This window comes from Streptomyces sp. NPDC001770 (genome assembly GCF_053596135.1).
The window spans coordinates 1-16,900 of the sequence record NZ_JBSFFN010000049.1; the positions used below are offsets into that span (position 1 = coordinate 1).

General features: G+C 71.0%; 11 protein-coding genes. 6 read left to right on the forward strand and 5 right to left on the reverse strand.

Annotated elements, in window-relative coordinates; translation table 11 throughout:
- Position 1: 1 nt before the first annotated feature.
- Complete coding sequence (locus tag ACWCSV_RS31000) at positions 2 to 2,929, reverse strand: M4 family metallopeptidase (RefSeq protein WP_451147918.1); 2,928 nt, start codon at positions 2,927 to 2,929, stop codon at positions 2 to 4.
- Between the two features lie 404 nt (positions 2,930 to 3,333).
- Between ACWCSV_RS31000 and ACWCSV_RS31005 the strand changes: the two genes are divergently transcribed.
- Positions 3,334 to 4,341, forward strand: a complete 1,008-nt coding sequence (locus ACWCSV_RS31005; RefSeq protein ID WP_451147920.1) for a LuxR family transcriptional regulator — start codon at positions 3,334 to 3,336, stop codon at positions 4,339 to 4,341.
- A 50-nt stretch (positions 4,342 to 4,391) separates the two neighbouring features.
- On the opposite strand, the gene ACWCSV_RS31010 is transcribed toward ACWCSV_RS31005, so the two are convergent.
- Together ACWCSV_RS31010 and ACWCSV_RS31015 are read right to left on the reverse strand one after the other, a co-directional pair.
- Positions 4,392 to 5,831, reverse strand: a complete 1,440-nt coding sequence (locus tag ACWCSV_RS31010) for an MFS transporter (protein ID WP_451147922.1) — start codon at positions 5,829 to 5,831, stop codon at positions 4,392 to 4,394.
- The gene (locus ACWCSV_RS31015) at positions 5,824 to 6,270 is read right to left on the reverse strand and encodes a MarR family winged helix-turn-helix transcriptional regulator (protein WP_450774444.1); all 447 of its coding nucleotides are present in this window, start codon (positions 6,268 to 6,270) and stop codon (positions 5,824 to 5,826) included. The genes ACWCSV_RS31010 and ACWCSV_RS31015 overlap by 8 nt, the downstream gene beginning before the upstream one ends.
- Before the next feature lie 264 nt (positions 6,271 to 6,534).
- On the opposite strand from ACWCSV_RS31015, the gene ACWCSV_RS31020 reads away from it, so the two are divergent.
- From ACWCSV_RS31020 to ACWCSV_RS31035, 4 genes are all read left to right on the forward strand, one after another.
- The gene (locus tag ACWCSV_RS31020) at positions 6,535 to 7,278 is read left to right on the forward strand and encodes an esterase/lipase family protein (RefSeq protein WP_451147924.1); all 744 of its coding nucleotides are present in this window, start codon (positions 6,535 to 6,537) and stop codon (positions 7,276 to 7,278) included.
- Between the two features lie 252 nt (positions 7,279 to 7,530).
- Positions 7,531 to 10,605, forward strand: coding sequence for an AAA domain-containing protein (locus ACWCSV_RS31025; protein ID WP_451147926.1), 3,075 nt, complete (start codon positions 7,531 to 7,533; stop codon positions 10,603 to 10,605).
- 344 nt (positions 10,606 to 10,949) lie between these two features.
- Positions 10,950 to 12,545, forward strand: a complete 1,596-nt coding sequence (locus ACWCSV_RS31030) for an alkaline phosphatase D family protein (RefSeq protein ID WP_451147928.1) — start codon at positions 10,950 to 10,952, stop codon at positions 12,543 to 12,545.
- 10 nt (positions 12,546 to 12,555) lie between these two features.
- Positions 12,556 to 13,485 (forward strand): discoidin domain-containing protein, encoded by a 930-nt coding sequence (locus ACWCSV_RS31035; protein ID WP_451147930.1) that lies wholly within the window; start codon positions 12,556 to 12,558, stop codon positions 13,483 to 13,485.
- Between the two features lie 72 nt (positions 13,486 to 13,557).
- On the opposite strand, the gene ACWCSV_RS31040 is transcribed toward ACWCSV_RS31035, so the two are convergent.
- Together ACWCSV_RS31040 and ACWCSV_RS31045 are read right to left on the reverse strand one after the other, a co-directional pair.
- Positions 13,558 to 13,692 (reverse strand): DUF6250 domain-containing protein, encoded by a 135-nt coding sequence (locus ACWCSV_RS31040; RefSeq protein ID WP_451147932.1) that lies wholly within the window; start codon positions 13,690 to 13,692, stop codon positions 13,558 to 13,560.
- Between the two features lie 34 nt (positions 13,693 to 13,726).
- A complete protein-coding gene (locus ACWCSV_RS31045; protein WP_451147934.1) occupies positions 13,727 to 14,953 on the reverse strand; it encodes an MFS transporter in 1,227 nt (408 codons plus the stop codon).
- A 407-nt stretch (positions 14,954 to 15,360) separates the two neighbouring features.
- Here ACWCSV_RS31045 and ACWCSV_RS31050 point away from each other — a divergent pair, with 407 nt between their 5' ends.
- Positions 15,361 to 16,866 carry an aldehyde dehydrogenase family protein gene (locus ACWCSV_RS31050; protein WP_451147936.1) on the forward strand — a complete coding sequence of 502 codons (1,506 nt, stop codon included), beginning with the start codon at positions 15,361 to 15,363 and terminating at the stop codon, positions 16,864 to 16,866.
- Positions 16,867 to 16,900: the final 34 nt, after the last annotated feature.

Sequence of the window (16,900 nt, forward strand, 5' to 3'; positions counted from 1 at the left end):
CCTACGCCCTGTTCGGCGCGGCCGCCACCACCGGACTGACCGCCTCGCTCACCTCGCTCTTCAAACCCTTCGGCGCCGGACGGTCCCGCTTCACGAGGTTCGTGTAGCCGGTGGTGCCGTCCAGCCACAGGACGCGTCCGCCCTCGTCGGCGGTGGCGTAGGCCTGGTCGCCGCGGTTGCAGGAGACGCGCTGGACGCCGCCCTTGCCATCGGGGGCCGCCTGGTAGAGCTTCGGCAGCGTGTCGTTGGCCCACCACGTGGCCGGCGGCAGCGTGGTGACGGTGACCGCGTCGTCCGAAGCGGTCAACGAGTACGCGTACAGGGAGTCGTCGCCGCCCTCGGGGATGACGGTGACGGGGTTCGAGCCGTCGGTGCCGGCGCGGCGCACCGCGGCCTTGCCGGTGTCGGTGGCGTCGGTGTCCTCGATCCAGTAGACGCCGTCGTCGGTGATCGCGGTCTGGCCGATGCTCACCGTCCTGGAGCTGTCGGCGACGGGCATCTCCGTCTTGGCGCCGGTCGCCGCGTCGAGGACCTCGACACCGAGCGTGAAGTCGCCGTTCGCGTCCGGGGCCACCCTGGCGTAGGCGATCTTGCCGTTCCCGACGGAGGGCAGACCCGAGACGTTGTAGGGACGGCCGCCGTCGACCAGGGCGGTCGCACCGGTCTTCATGTTGACGTACCGGACGTTGGTGACGCCGTACTGCGGGTTGAACGCGGTGTAGGCGACGTAGTCGCCGTCCACGACGAGCCCGGAGACGTCGGTGCCGATGGCGTCGACCATCTTCGCGACCCCTCCCTTGACCGGCCGGGCCATGATCTTGACGCCGTTGCTGCTGTAGTCGGCCCAGACCACCGTCCTGCCGTCGGTGTCCGCGTAGACGTTGTAGTCGCCGTTGTTGGCGCTCATCAACTGGGGCGTGCCGCTGCCGGAGGTGTTGCCGAGCCACACCGAGTACGGCTCGCTGCCGTCCTCGTTGGAGCGGGAGACGGCGTACTTGCCGCCACCCGCGCCGACGCCGGTGTTGTAGACGTTGACCTTGGAGAGGATGGTGTCGGTGTCGACGCCGAGCGCCTTCTCCCAGCCCGGCACGACGCCGTGCGCATCGAAGGACCGCTTGACGATCTTCAGCTGGGCCTTGGTGACGCCCAGTTCCTGCGCGGCGGCGATGACCGCGGCGCGGCCCTCGGTGAAGCCGTCGAGCGGCGTCATGTACGCGGACAGGGCGCGGTAGACGACCTTGTCGGCGAGGTCGCCGCCGAGGTCCTGGCGCATGTCCCACAGGGCGCCGGAGAAGATCGTGGAATTGAGGTGCACGCCGCCGTTGTCACCGCGGTAGGTGACGCCGACGAAGTCCTTCGACGTGGTGGCGCCGTCGTTGAGGTCGCGCAGGGCGCACTCACGGGGGCTGAGCGTGGTACAGAGGTCCTCGCCCAGGAGTCCGGCGTCCGGGTCGTCCATGGAGATGTCGTTCGCCTCCAGGTCGATGGCGTTGCCGAAATAGTCGGCGAGGGCCTCGTTCATGGCGCCGGACTGGCCCGCGTAGACGAGGTTCGCGGTGTGCTCCACCACGCCGTGGGTCATCTCGTGGCCGACGACGTCGGTGTCCGCGGAGAAGGTGCGGTAGTCGCCGCCTCCCTGGCCGTACACCATCTTGGTGCCGTCCCAGAAGGCGTTGTTGTACGGCTGGCCGTTCGCGACGACGCCGACCAGGGAGTAGATGAAGCCGTCCTTGCCGTCGAGGCTGTCCCGGCCGAAGTGGTTCTTGTAATAGTCGTAGACCTTGCCCGCCGCCCAGTGGGCGTCCACGGCACCGGAGTCGGTGAAGTCCTCGCCGAGTTCCGGGGTCGTCGACTGGAAGGTCTTGATCCCGATGGGCCAGGTGCCGGACGCGGCGGCGACCTCCCGGCCGCGGGCGTCGTAGGTCGCCAGCATGGGGCCCTCGTACGGGGAGTCGGCGGCCCGCTTGCTGTAGTCGATCATCTGGTAGACGCCCTTGGTGTCCTTGTACAGGTTCACCTCGGTCTTCTCGCCGTCGTAGCGGACGGCGGAGCCCTTGACGACGAGCTGGTCCGCGGCGGCCGTGGACACCTCGGGTGCCTCACCGGTCGCCCCTGTGGCGGCGGTGCCGGTACCCGTGGCGCCGAACGTCTTGATGCCGCTGTACTGCAAGAGCGGGAAGCCGGAGCGCGCGTCGACGTACACCTCCTGCTTCACGGGCTGCCCGTCGACCGGGCTGACGCCGGTCACGGTGACGTGCCGGGTCAGAACGCCGGTGCCCTGCGGGAGGATGGTCAGACCGTCGGTGCTCCCGTTCAGTCCTGCCCTGCCGGGCTCCTCCCTCTTGGCGGGTCGCTTCAGCGGCGCCTGGCCCAGCTGCGAGACGACGGCGCCGACGGCGCGGTCGATCGCGGTCCGCTCCGAAACCTCGGGGGCGACGGTGCCGAGCTTCAGGTCGGTGAAGTACTTCCCCGAGGTGCCGGTGACGGCGCGCTTGCCGCCCTTCTTCTCCATACGGACGACGTACTCACCACCCAGGACCGGGACGCCCTGGTACTTCTGCTGGAGGCGTACGGTCTCCCGGCCGCCCTCGGTCTGCGTGCTGACGGTCGACAGGTCCTTCGAGGAGGTGGCCGCTATGTGGTAGCGGCTCTGCTTTCCCTTGAGGTGGGTACGCGCGGCGTCGGCGGCGCTGCCGGTGGCAGGGACCTCCTCGTGCAGGCCGGCGACCAGGGCGGGCGTGTCGGTGTCGGCGCCGGAGGTCACCCCGCTCGCCGCGGCCGGGACATCGGCGGTGGCAGCGGCCGCGGCCGGTATGCCGGTCACCAGCAGCCCCGCAGCGGCGAGCAGCGCCGCCGTGCCCCGGCCGACGCCTGTGCCGCCAGGTGCTCTCGTCGGCTTGACCGCTCTCCTGCGTACTGAGCTCCGCACGGTGTTTCCCTCCAGTGGCACGAGTGTGTGAACCGCTTTCCGATGCGGTCATGCAAGTACCGGCACGGAGGATGAACAATGCGTTCCCTGTACACACTTGTGTGCGTGCCCACATGTGTGGCCGGAGCTGTCGGGCGAACCGGCGCATACCCAACCGGCTTATTCCGGCGCCAGGTTGGCGTGTAATGCCCGAGTAACGGCAACGGCCTAGCGTCCGGGGTCCGCCGCCGTTCCCGGGAGAGCACCTCGGCACCTCGCGGCCCGGATCGCCGTATCGGTCTCCGCCTACGGGCGGACCCTGCGGCACCGGTCCACGCGGCGGAGCCGTCGGCCCGCCCGCCGGACGGCACGAGAAGCGCGCAGTCCGGTCACCTGCGGCAGGACCAGTCAGGAGTTGTCAAGGCATGGAGCGGACACGGGACCTGTGGCGGTCCCTGGGCCTGGGAGACGACGAACTCGCCGTCTACGAGGCGCTGCTGGGGAGCACGCAGCACGAGGACCGGGTGGAGCTCGCCCGGAACCTCGACATGACGTTGCGCCGACTCGACATGTCCCTCACTCAGTTGAAGCACTACGGCTTCGTCCGCTCCAGCTCTGCTGACGGCTTGCTGCCCACCGCGGTCAACCCCACCACCGCCATCCGCAACCAGATCCACCTGCGCCGCGCACAACTCCTCGACGCCTCATCGGAGCTGGAGGTGCTCACCGCTTCGGTCGACCGCCTGGCCGCCGAGGTGCTGGGCCGGGCGGCGCCACCACAGGGCGCGGGCATCGAGACGGTGAGGGGACAGCAGGCCATAACCGAGAGGGTGACCACCCTTCTCACCTCCGCGCAGACCGAGGTCAGCCTGCTCGACCGGCCGCCCTACGCCACGAGCGCACCGGACGGTGTACCGGCGCCGCTGGCGGTCGGCGATCTCGTCCGGCGAGGCGTGCGGGTGCGTGTGGTGGTGGACCGCGAGGGCCTGGAATTCCCCGGGCGTGCTCGGGGGCTGGGCGAACTGGCGGAGCAGGGGGTGGAGATACGTGTGGCGACGGATCTGCCGACGAAGCTCATCACTGTGGACCGCCAGGTCACCCTGCTGCCCCCGCACGACGCTGCCGACCCCTCCCAGGCGGCTGTGGTGGCCACCGACTCCCTCCTGAGCAATGCTCTGGTGCCCCTGTTCGAGGAGATCTGGGAGCGCGCTCTGCCGATCGGGGCCGGCGGCACGGACGCGGTCACCGACGAGGACGGGGAGCTCCTGACGATGCTGGCCGCCGGGCTGAAGGACGAGGCCATCGCCAGACGCCTGGACCTGCATGTGCACACGGTCCGTCGCAGGATCAGCCGGCTGATGGCGGGTCTGAGCGCCGAGACCCGCTTTCAGGCGGGCATCCAGGCGGCGCGCAGAGGCCGTCTGAGCTCTTGATCCGCGTGTGGCCCAAGGCCCCTCGGAGGCTGTCGGCCGCTCTCCGGGGGCTACTTCCCGGTGTCGGCGGCGTCCGTCACTGCGGCGGCCCGGCCGAGGGTCCGGTCGCAGACGGTCAGCAGGAGGTAGACCACCCCGGCACCGAGCATCACCCAGGCGAGCTGGTGCATGCCGCCGGTGTCGGCGTGCTCGCCGAAGGAGGCGGCGGTCGCGGAGGAGGCGACCATCGAGCCGATGTACGCGAAGGTGCGGAGCAGACCGGCCGAGGAGGCGGTGCGCTCGGGATCGGCCTGGAAGTAGACGGAGTTCTGCAGGGCCAGGTTGTTCAGTCCCTGCGGGACGCCGAAGATCAGGGCGACCAGGAGCAGCAGCCACACGGGGCTGGTTCCGGAGAGCGTCAGGATCACCAGGCAGGCGACGATCTGCCCGGCCGCGCCGACGAGCAGCTTGCCGCGCACGCTCTTGCGCCGCCCGGTGACCACGGAGATGCCGATCGCCATCAGGAACATGGGGATCTGCACCAGCCCGGCGTGGAAGGGCGACAGCCCGTAGCCCTCCTCGGTCCACTGGCTGAAGCCGTAAAGGAAGGCGTACGCGACGACGTACGCGACGAGCGCGCGCACATAGGTGGCCAGAAGCGGGGTGTTGCCACCGAGTACCCGCAGGTCGATGAAGGGGGTGGCGGTACGCAGCTCCCGTACGGCGAAGGCGGCTCCGGCGGCGGCGACGATCAGCAGCAGGTACCAGTTGCGCAGGTGCAGGTTCATCAGGAAGAGCAGCAGCGAGGTGAGCGTCGCGGCGAACAGTCCCATGCCGGGCAGGTCGATCCGGGCGGCCACGCTCCCCCGCCGCGTGGACTCGTCCGTGGCCGGCTCGTTCTCGGCGCCCGCCTTGGGCAGTCGCCAGAGCCCCAGGAGTACGGCCGCGACGGCCAGCGGGATGTTCAGCGCGAAGGTCGCGCGCCAGCCGCCCACTGCGATCAGCAAACCGCCGAGCAGCGGTCCGATGACGGCGACGGTCTGGTTGGCGACCGCGAGGGCGGTCAGTACCCCGCCGGGGTTGTCCTGTCCGGTGCGCTTGCCCTCGCTGCGCAGCAGCGCCATGGCGGCGGGGTATCCGGCGCAGGTGCCGAATCCGAGCAGGACCCGGGAGGCGATCAGTACGCCCAGGTTCGGCGCCAGGGTGCCGACGACGCCGGCGACGCCGACGAGGCTCGTGCTGACGAGGAAGAGTCTGCGCGGCCCGAAGATGTCGATGAGCCGGCCCACGACGGGCTGCCCGAGTGCGGTGGCCAGGTAGAGGGCGGAGACCAGCCAGGCCGTCTGGGAGGCCGGGGCGCCCAGCGCCTTCGCGATGGGGACGAGCGCGACGGAGATGATCGTCGAGTTGATCGGGTTCAGGACGGAGCCGAGCATCATCGGCGGCAGCAGCCGCCGGTCGAACGCCGGCTTGTCCGTTCCGGCTATGGAGTCCGTCCTCGCGTCAGTCATGGGTCAGCCGCTCCAGTACGGCCAGGGCGGCGATCACTGCCTGGCGTTCTTCTTCCGTGCACCTGTCCTGCAACCGTTCGGCCAGCCACTCCGTACGGACCTGCCGGCCCTCCTCCACCCGGCGCCTGCCCTCGGGGGTCAGCGCGATCAGCAGACGCCGCCCGTCCGCCGGGTCGGGGCGCCGCACCACGAGTTCTCTCGCGGCGAGTGCCGCGACCGTGGCCGTCATCGACTGGTGGCGCACGCCTTCCGCGGCGGCGAGTTCGGTCGCGGTGACACCTTCCTCACCGGCAAGCCGGGCCAGGACCGACGACTGTCCGAGGGTGAGGTCCTCGACGGCGGAGGCGTTCAGGATGCGACGCCGCAGCCGGCTGATGACCGCGCGGATCGCGTGCGAAGCCTGGACCGCCGAGGGTGACGGGTGCGGGTTCTCACTCATGCTGCCCACGGTAACTTCTGCAGTTTGGACTGTACAGTTTTTCCTGTACAAATCGCAGCCACATCACCCACCGTCACGACTGCGGCACGGCGAGGCGCACACCGGCGGCACGGCGCACCCACGCTCACGGGACCGTCTCCCACGCACCCGGTAACGCGGCCCACCCGCGAACGCTGGCGATTTCGCCGATGGCGACCGGCCCCCGCTCCGGGACTCTGGTCGGGCCAGGCACCGAGCCACCCGCATCTTTGTCAGGAGCATTTCATGCCTCGTTCCTCGCGCCGCCTTCTCGGCATCCTCGCGACGGCCGCCGCCGCGCTCACCCTGTTCTCCTCGGCGTCGACGGCCGGTGCGGCCGACTCCGCGTCCGCGCCTGCCTCGTCCGTCAGCCGTCCGGCCGCCGCGGCCCAGGTGCTGTCGACCAGCACCCCGGTGGTCTTCGTCCACGGGTACACCGGCAACGCTTCCAACTGGGTGACCGCCAAGAGCGTCTTCCAGCTCAACGGCTGGTCCAGCTCCAACCTGTTCGCCTACGAGTACGACTCGTACGGCAACAACATCACCAACGCGCAGGGCCTGGCCACCTTCGTCAACAACGTCAAGGCACAGACCGGCGCGAGCAAGGTCGCCATCGTCAACCACTCGATGGGCGGCCTGGTCAGCCAGTACTACCTGAAGGTGCTGGGCGGCAACACCAGCGTCAGCCACCTCGCCTCGATCGCCGGCGCCAACCACGGCACCACGTACGCCGGCGCCTGCCTGATCTACACGACCTGCCAGCAGATGTACCCGGGCTCCTCGTTCATCTCCCAGCTCACCTCGGGCGACGAGACCCCCGGCACCACCAAGTACGCCACCTGGTACTCGGCGTGCGACGGCATCATCCTCCCGTACACCAGCACCAAGCTGGACGGCGCGACCAACAACAACGTGGCCTGCCAGACCCACATCGGGTACCTGACGGACACGATCGTGCTCGGCCAGATCGCCAGGTTCGTCGCCTCCTGACGAGCGGCGGGCCGCCCGCCCCACGGCTGACGCACCTGCCGCCCCCGGCATCCCTGACGCCGGGGGCGGCAGGCGTCCCGCGAAGGGGCGGTGGTAGTTCGCGGACCGGCCGCGGCCGAACGGGGTGGTCTCGGCCCTTCTCGGCCGATCACCAGCCGATGACCGGCCAAGGGGAGAGCTGCCCCGCCCGGTGACAGCGCAGCCGCGTAGAGTCTCCGGACCGGTGGGAGACGAACGTGGGGAGCGGTGCACATGGCCGGGACGGAACGTCCCTATCCCGTCGAGGAGTTCCTGACGGCGGTGCGCGCGGAGATACTCGCGGAACAGCGGAGCGACGCCGATGGCGCCGTGAAGGTCGCCCTCTTCAAGGGGCGGCTTCTCTCCCGGTCCGAGGAAACCCGCGAGTACCTCTTCCACTGCCGCACCTGGCACGAGGGGCTGGACGGTCTTCCGGTCCTCGCCCGCCCGTCACGTTCCCGGAAGGCGTGGGATCCCGCCGAGGTGTCCCGTGCTCCGGACGGGACGGTACGGCTCCTGACGAGCGCCGACTACGGATCGGCGCCCGCCAACCTGCAGATCCGCAGGGACGAGTCCGCCAACTGGGCCGTGCTGGCCGAGCGTCTGGAGACGGTCGGCAGCCCGGAGAGCCCTGTCGACGCGGGACACGCGGGCTGGCTGGTCGGCCGGGGCACACCGCGTACCGGGCGGGCCGCGAACCCGGAGCGATGGGTGGCGAACTGGGCGGGACTCCAGTTGAACGCGCGTCAGCGTGACGCCGTCGCGCAGGCCCTCGCCAGTGAGGTGCTCTTCCTCTGGGGGCCGCCCGGCACCGGGAAGACGGACGTCGTCGGCCACATCGTCGAGGGCAGCTTCCGCCAAGGGCTCAAAATCCTCTTCCTCGCCCCCACGAACGTCGCGGTGGACCAGGCGCTGGAGCGGATGTGCTCCCTGCTGGAACACGAGGAAGGCTTCTCCGAAGGCATCGTCCAGCGGGCCGGGAGCATCGTCCTGCCTTCGCTGCACAGCCGGTACGGAGACCAGGTCGATCCGGGCCGGATCGCCGCCCGGCTGGTGGAGAGCATCGACCAGCAGATCAGTACGGCGAGCACCCAGCTCAAGGGCGTGAGGGCGGCGCTGGTCCTGCACGACCGTGTCCGGGATCTGGAGTCGGACATCGCCACCGGCACTGCGGAGATGGCCGAGGCGCACCGCGAACACACCGAAGCGGCTCAGGCGATGGCGAGCGCGGAGACCGCCGCCGCGCAGCTCCGGTCGAAGCGGGAGAAGGTGGGGCCTGCCACAGGATTCCTGGCGGAGCACAGAGCGGCGAAACTGCGCAACATCGGATCGGATCTGGCGTTCGAAGAGGACCGTGCGGCGCGGGCCGGGGAGGTCGTCGCGCGTACGGAGCACCTCCGCGCGTCGGGCGCGAGGAAGGCGGCCGACGCTCACCGCGCACTTCCCGCGGCCCGCGCCGCGGTCATGGGCATCCCGCCCCGGCAGACCGTCGTCGACTCCGCCGCGGACCTCCAGAAACGTCTCGACGAGCTCGGGCAGAGGCGCAAGCGCCTCCAGGACGAGGTCCGGTCCCGATGCCGGGTGCTGGGAGCGACCGTGGCCAAGGCGGTCCAGTCGGGGAAGCTGCTCGACGAGGCGGACGTCGTCGTGCTCGACGAGGCGGGGATGGTCAACCTGCCCTCGGCGTGGTTCGCGGCCGGTCTCGCCAGGAAACGGGTGATCATTGCGGGTGACTTCCGGCAGTTGCCCGCCGTGACCAAGGGCGACGGCGACCGGGAGGCAAGGGAGGAGGAGCGCGTCCACTCGCGCGAGTGGACCGCACGGGACGCCTTCAACGCCGCCGGTCTGGTCGGCCCCTCCGGCCGGGTGCGCGAGGACCCTCGTCTGGTGGCGCTCGACACCCAGTACCGGATGCGGAAACGGATCTGCGCGGTCGTCAACGAAGTGGCGTATCCCGACGCACCGCTCAAAACCGGACGCGGCGACTCCAGCCGACTGCCGTTCGCCCCGCTCATCGACTCCCCGGTGATCCTGGTCGACACGTCGGGCCGGCGGATTCCCGGCGGCAGCCGCAAGCCCCACATGACGAACACCGTCCACGCCGCGGTCATCCACGAACTGGTCCGGGGCCTCCAGTACGAGGGAATCCTGCCCGGTCGCAAATGGCAGGACGTGCCCGAGGGCGAGCGGGCGACCGACCGGCTTGCCGTCATCTCGCCCTACCGTGAGCAGGTCAAAGCCCTCAAGGCCGGCCTGGCCCACCGATTCGGGGAGGACTACGACGGTCTGGTGGACACCGTCCACCGCTTCCAGGGCAGCCAGCGGCCCGTCGTACTGCTCGACACCGTGGCGGGCGCCGGCAAGGATGCCGGCTTCTTCTACAGCGGAACCGGGCTGTCCTCGCAGACCTGCCGCCTCCTGAACGTCGCTCTCAGCCGGGCCCAGGACCATCTGGTCGTCGTGGCGGACGTCGCCTTCCTGCGCAAGCATCTGGCTCCGCACAGCGAGGCGCTCGCCATGGTCGAGCACCTGGACAGGCATGCGCAGACCATCTCCGCGGACCAGCTGATCCCCATCCGGGGCGCGGACCAACTGGCCACCCTGTCGGAGGAGGAACTCGCACGGCCGGCCTTCTTCGAACACAGCGAGGTGATGGGCGCGGTGGCCTGGGACGTGGAGCGGGCAGGGACCAGCGTCGAGCTGTACTCGGCTTTCATGGACGCCCCGCCGGTCCACCGATGGGCCCACATGCTCGGGCCGAAGATCACTGCCGGGCTCCGTGTCACGGTCTTCACCCGCTCTCCGGAGGAGCAGCAGGAACCCTCCCGCGTGGCGCGGCACCAGCAGCTCGTCCGTCAACTGGAGTCCGTGGGCTGCCGGGTGGAGTTCCGCGAGCGCATGCATGAGAAGGTCCTGATCATCGACGGTTCGATCCTGTGGCACGGTTCGAAGAACCTGCTCGCGAACATCGGGCCGACCGATCTGATGATGCGCTACACCGACCCGGGCTCCTGCGACCGCGTTCGGAGGCTGATGGACAGTACGCGCATGGAACGCGCGGCGCGGGCACCTTGGCGTCCGGCCGAACGAAGCGCTCCGGCGCCAGGAAAGCCGGCCGGGAAAGGCGGGACGACCGGGGCGGTGCACCCGGGGCTGGTGCTGGAGGGCCGTCTGTACCTCGGCGTGCCCTTCGCCGAGAAGGACGAGGCGAAGCGTCTGCTCGGAGCCCGGTGGGACAGGTCGGCCGGGCTCTGGTGGGTCGACGCGGAGCGGGTCACCCGCGAACAGGCGGCGCGCTGGCTGCCGTAAGTGCCGGGGGCCGGGAGGGAGTCCGCGCCTGCCCGCCGTCCGACAGTGCGACAGCCCGACTCCCATGGGCAGCCTGGTCCGGACGGGCACGCGCTGCCGTCCGGGGGTGAGATTCTGGCGCGCCGGATGTGCCTTCCGGCCGGACCGCCCCGGCACTTTCATATAGTTCACGGGGCCCGTGCCCCCTGCGACCCCGCGCCTCCCGAGACCGGGACCTGCTGGGCATCCCTCTCGGCACCCCTCACAATACTGTCAAGTCCCTGACAATAAGGAGTCGACTCATCGCCCGTCGACGGACTCCCGGCGGACGCCCCGTGTTCACGGCGCTCCGCTGTGGTGAAGAGGTGACTTCCAGACTCGCTCCACCTCCGGCGCTCACGGCAGCCACACGCCGACGGTTCGTCACCGTCACCGCCGCCGCTGCCGCCCTCGCCCTCTCCGGCACACTCCCCAGCGCGGGTGAGGCCGCCGCCGCTCCCGCCGCCCGGCTCAAGGACGATCCCTTCAAACTGGGTGTCGCCTCCGGCGATCCCCTGCCCGACGGGGTCGTCCTGTGGACCAGGCTGGCTCCCGATCCCCTCGCCCCGTTCAGCGGGATGGACCGGCGGACCCACCCGGTGCAGTGGGAGGTCGCCTCCGACGAGCGGTTCCGCAGGATCGCGCGGCGCGGAACCGCCCTGCTGACCCCGGAGTTCAACCACACCGCCCATGTCGACGTCCGCGGCCTGGAGCCGTGGCGCGAGTACTTCTACCGGTTCCGCTGCGGCGGGTTCATCAGCCCGGTGGGGCGTACGAAGACCGCGCCCGGCGCCCATCAGCTCGTGCCGCGCCTCTCCCTGGCCTTCGCCTCCTGCCAGGCGATCTGGGAGGGCTGGTTCACCGCCCACCGCGACCTCGCGGCCCGCCGCCACGACGTGGTGCTGTTTCTCGGGGACTACATCTACGAGTTCGGCATCGACCGGGGCGTCCGCCCGGGCGACGGCGACGAGCACAACACCCGCCAGGCGGTGACTCTGGACGACTACCGGCAGCGGTACGCCTATTACAAGCTCGACCCCGACCTCCAGGCCGCCCACCACTCCGCCCCGTGGATCGTGGTCTTCGACGACCACGAGGTGGTCAACAACTGGGCGAACCTCGCCGCCGACGGCTCCACGCCGGACGACCTGCTGATCCGCCGGGCCAACGGGTTCCGGGCGTACTGGGAGAACATGCCGCTGCGCGCCCCGCAGTTCCCCCAGGGCCCGGACATGCAGTTGTACCGGCGGCTCGCGTACGGGCGCCTCGCCGAGTTCTCGATGCTCGACACCCGTCAGTACCGCGACGACCAGGCGAACGGCGACGGGACCAAGGCCCCGAACGCGGCGACCGCGGACCCGGCCCGTTCCATCCTCGGCTTCCCGCAGGAGCGCTGGCTGCTCGACGGGCTCAGCGGCTCACGGGCGCGCTGGAACATCCTCGGCCACCAGACGGCCATCACCCTGCTCGACACGGCGTACGGACCGGACGTCGCCGTCCCGATGGACACCTGGGACGGGTACAGCGCCTCCCGCGACCGGGTGCTCGGCGGGATCGCGGACCGGGGGGTGCGCAACGTCGTCAGCCTCGCCGGCGACCTGCACCGCAGCGTCGCGAGCGATCTGGCGCTCGACTTCCACGACCCGGATTCCCGTGTCGTGGCGACCGAGTTCGTGGGAACCTCGATCGCCTCGGGCCTCGACGGCCAGGACCTCGACGCCACGGGACAGGCGCTCCTCTCCGAGAACCCGCACATGAAGTTCGGCAACTTCCAGCGTGGTTACGTCAGTTGCGAGATCACCCCGCACCTCTGGCTGGCCGACCACCGCGTCTGCGACCGGGTCACCGTGCCGGACGGCACCGTGAGCAGCCGGACCGTCCTCGCCGTCGAGAACGGCGTTCCCGCCGTCCAGCAGGCCTGAGGAGCACGCCATGAAGACAGCCGTGAAGAACGTCCGTACGGTCACCGCCATCGCCTTCGTCGCCATCACCGCGTCCACCCTCGCCACCGGCGGCTCGGCCCACGAGGCCCACGCCACCGGCCGGCCGCCGGCGGCACCGGCCGGCGAACAGTCCTCCGCCAAGTCGTCCGCCGCCCCCGTGGTGCTCTCCGTCTCGCCGACGAGCCTCACTGGTTCCGAACTCCCTTGCATGCCGACGAAGTTCAGCGTCTCCATGACCAACACCGGTACGACGGCGCTGTTCGCCGACGCGACGCTGACCGCCGAGGCGCCGATCACTCTCTCGGACCAGGTGTTCTCGACCTACCTGCCGGCCGCCGACCCCGACCGGCCGGTGACCCGTTCGGTGGGCGTACGGGTCCCGCCGGGCACGGCGCCCGGCACCTACGACCTGACGGCGGTCTCGGGCAAGCAGCGCGTCGTGGTCCCCCTCACGGTCCAGGCCCCGCCCGCACCCGGTCCGGGCGTCGACCTGGCCTTCGGCCGGGCGGTGACCGCCTCCTCGACCCACGGGAACTTCACCACCTGCGCCGCAGTGGACGGCGACAGCGACTACCTGCACTGGGGATCCGGGTACGGCTGGAACGACGCCGACAAGGGCGTCTTCCCCGACTGGCTCGCGGTCGAGTGGCCCCGGCCGGTCGAGCTGGGGCGGATCGAGACGGTCACCTACGGCACCCCGGCGCGCCCGGCGGCCCTCCAGGGCATCAAGGACTTCGACGTCCAGGTGCGGTCCGGGGGCGAGTGGCTGACCGTCGGGTCCTACCGGGGCAACACCCTCGACCGGATCGTCACCACCTTCGATCCGGTCACCACGGACGCGGTCCGGGTGTTCGTCCACGCCTCCAACAGCGCCGACTACTCGCGGATCCTCGAAGTGGAGGCGTACGCACCGGAGTAGGGCGCACCCGGAGCGACGCGCGTCGGTCCGGAGCGGGCGGTCCACCTCGCTCCGACCCAAGCTGACGCACCATCAACTCGTGGGCCGGGCCTCGGAGTCGCCGATGCGGAGGCGGCTCCAGGTCGCGCGGAAGGCGAAGTACCCCGCCGTGTAGGACTCGGGGTCCTGGTAGTCGAAGACCAGGCGGCTGTCCGGGGGCTTCACCACTCCCCCGCTTCCGGCAGAGCGATTCCCAGCCTCCTCATGTACGGCCTCGGGTGCCCCGGCCGGTGCGCAGGACCGCGAAGAGGGTCCACGCCGCGAGCAGCGCGACGACCACGCCGAAGGCGATGCCCGCGGTGCGCAGCCCGAACAGCTCGGCGGCGAGGCCCACTCCGACGACCGGCAGCGCGAGTGCCACGTACAGCACGGTGAAGTAGACGGAGGCCAGGTCGCCCCTGCGGTCGGCGGGGGCGGCCGCGTTGATCTCGGCGAGGCCTGCGCGGAAGCTCGTGCCCTGGCCCGCTCCGGCGGTGAGTCCGCCGGTGAGCAGGAGGCCGAACGACGCGGTGGCGAAGCCCGCGGTGAGCAGGACCATGCCGAGGATGAGGCCGGCGCACCCCACGGGGAGGGCGCGCGGGCCGAAGGCCGGTACCAGGACCACCTGGCCGACCGCCGAGGCGCAGAAGATCGCACAGATCACCACCCCGGCCACGGTCAGGCCGGGTACGTCGAGGAGCTCGCGCAGGAACGAGGGGACGACGGCGGTGAACAGGCCGAGCACCGCGAATCCGGCGAAGCCCGCGATGGATGCCCGCAGGAAGACGCCGCGCATGTGCGCGGGGACCTGCGGCCGGGCCAGACGCAGGCGTGGGCGGCGTGCGGTGACGGTGACGGGTTCGGGCATGAACCAGACGGCGACGGACGCGAGGACGAGGAGCCCGAGGTCGAGGGCGAAGGGCAGCCGCAGCGGGGCGGGCGCGTACTCCGCCAGCAGGCTGCCGATCAGCGGGCCGCTTCCGAGGCCGCCCATCTGGGTGACCGTGGCCACCAGCGTCGCCCGCCCGGGGCTCCGGGCACCCGCCAGGTCGACGATCGCGGCTGTCGCCGTTCCGGTGAAGAGCCCGGCGGAGAGCCCTGACAGCAGACGGGCCGGAAACAGCAGGGCCAGCTCGGAGGCGGCGAGGAAGATTCCCGAGCTGGCCATGGAGAGGGCCAGCCCCGGCAGGAGGGTGCGGCGCCGTCCGATCTCGTCCGAGACGTGACCGCAGCAGAGCAGGGCGACCACCACGCCGACCGCGTAGGTCGCGAAGATGATGGTGATCATCAGCGTGGAGAAGCCGAACTCCTCCTGGTAGAGGACGTACAGCGGGGTGGGCAGCGTCGTGCCCATCATCGTCACGGCGAAGGCCGCCGCCACCAGCCAGATACCGAGCGAGTCCGGGGCGGTACGGCGCCGCTTCGGGCCCTGACCGAAAGGAGGAGACATAGGCCCCATGATGGATGAATTGCACCTGATGCCCCGGTACGACATCAACTCGTCCGCACCGCACGGTCACACGGACGACGCGCCGCGGGCCAACAGCAGAGGGCGCCGCGTCCACCGGATCGGTCCGCCATCCGCTGTTCCATGCCTGGTAGTTGGCGACCAGGACCGTGCCCGCCGACACCTCCTCACCCCGTGGTGCCGGCAGTCTTGACGCACGATGAAACAAGTCAATAGTTTGAGTATCTTCGACTCACGGGGACGGCCCGGATTTCCGGGTCCAGGCCGGAAGCGGCACGACCACACGCCACCGCACGCGTACCGGACATGCCGGAACACCTCCGGTCCAAAACGATCGTCCGCCCTGGAACTCCCCGCGCACTTCCCCGTACTCCCCCTGAGGAGACCCTGTGACCCACAGCTTCCCGGCCGCCGCGCCGCACGCCGCGACCTTCACCACGTACTCCCCCGCGACCGGCGAGCCGCTCGCCGAACACCCGGTGAACGGACCCGAAGAGGTCTCCCGCGCGACCGCCCGGGCCCGGACCCTGCAGGCAGGGTGGGCCGCGCTGCCCGCCTCCCGGCGCCGCGGCCACCTGCTGAACTGGAAGAAGGCGCTCGCCACCGGCCTGGACGGCATGGCGCGCACCATCGCCGAGGAGACCGGGAAGCCGGCCGGAGACGCGGCACTGGAGGTCGTCCTCACGCTGGAGCACCTGGGCTGGGCCGCCCGCAACGCGGAACGCGTGCTGCGCCGGCGGAAGGTGGGCACCGGGCTGTTCACCGTCCACCAGCGGGCCTCGCTGGTGCACCGGCCGCTCGGTGTGGTCGGGGTGATCGGCCCCTGGAACTACCCGCTGTACACCCCGATGGGCTCCATCGGTTACGCCCTGGCCGCGGGGAACGCCGTGGTGTTCAAGCCGTCCGAACTGACCCCGGGCACCGGCGTCCTGCTGGCCGGGCTCTTCGACGCGGCCGTGCCCGAGCACGCCGGGCTGCTCACCACGGTCACCGGCGCGGCGGCGACCGGGGACGCCCTGGCCCGCTCGGGGGTCGACAAGCTGGCGTTCACCGGTTCACCGGGGACGGCCCGCAAGGTGATGGCGGTGTGCGCCGGGACGCTGACGCCGTTCCTCGCCGAGTGCGGCGGCAAGGACGCCGTCATCGTCACCGCGGACGCCGACCTCTCCGCCGCCGCCGACGCCATCGTGTGGGGCGCGCTCAGCAACTCGGGACAGACCTGCGCGGGGGTGGAGCGGGTCTACGCGGTTCGGGAGATCCACGAGGAGCTGTGCCGGCGGGTGGCCGGGAAGGCGGGGGCGCTGCGTACGGGCGCGGAGACGGACGCCGCCTACGGCCCGATGACCCTGCCCGGCCAGATCGCGATCGTGGAACGGCACGTGACCGGTGCGGTCTCGGCCGGCGCGCGGGCCCTGCTGGGCGGACCCGAGTCGGTACGCGCGCCGTACGTCGAGCCGGTCGTGCTGACCGACGTACCGGAGGACGCCCCGGCGATGACGGAGGAGACCTTCGGCCCTGTCGTGGTGATCAACCCGGTGGCCCACGTGGACGAGGCGGTGGAGCGGGCCAACGCCTCGCGTTACGCCCTGGGGGCCGCGGTGTTCTGCCGCAGCGGGCGCGAGGGCGCGGCGATCGCGGCGCGGCTGCGCGCGGGGGCCGTGTCGGTGAACTCGGTACTGGGCTTCGCCGCGGTGCCGGCGCTGCCGTTCGGCGGTTCGCAGGACTCCGGCTTCGGGCGGATCCACGGCGAGGAGGGGCTGCGCGGCTTCACCTCCGTGCAGTCGACGACGGTGCAGCGGTTCACTCCGCCGATCGCCCTGACCTCCTTCGGCGTTCCGGCCGCCACCAGGGAGCGCGCCGTGCGCCTCGCCCGCGCGCTGCACCGGCGCCGCTGACCGGCCGGAGCGCCGCCGCCGGGCGGTCACGGCG

What these genes read in the sequence shown, in the direction of transcription:
- ACWCSV_RS31005 (WP_451147920.1), top strand. Translation starts at nt 3,334, where the DNA reads ATGGAGCGGACACGGGACCTGTGGCGGTCCCTGGGCCTGGGAGACGAC.
- ACWCSV_RS31010 (WP_451147922.1), bottom strand. Translation starts at nt 5,831, where the DNA reads ATGACTGACGCGAGGACGGACTCCATAGCCGGAACGGACAAGCCGGCG.
- ACWCSV_RS31015 (WP_450774444.1), bottom strand. Translation starts at nt 6,270, where the DNA reads ATGAGTGAGAACCCGCACCCGTCACCCTCGGCGGTCCAGGCTTCGCAC.
- ACWCSV_RS31020 (WP_451147924.1), top strand. Translation starts at nt 6,535, where the DNA reads ATGCCTCGTTCCTCGCGCCGCCTTCTCGGCATCCTCGCGACGGCCGCC.
- ACWCSV_RS31025 (WP_451147926.1), top strand. Translation starts at nt 7,531, where the DNA reads ATGGCCGGGACGGAACGTCCCTATCCCGTCGAGGAGTTCCTGACGGCG.
- ACWCSV_RS31035 (WP_451147930.1), top strand. Translation starts at nt 12,556, where the DNA reads ATGAAGACAGCCGTGAAGAACGTCCGTACGGTCACCGCCATCGCCTTC.
- ACWCSV_RS31045 (WP_451147934.1), bottom strand. Translation starts at nt 14,953, where the DNA reads ATGTCTCCTCCTTTCGGTCAGGGCCCGAAGCGGCGCCGTACCGCCCCG.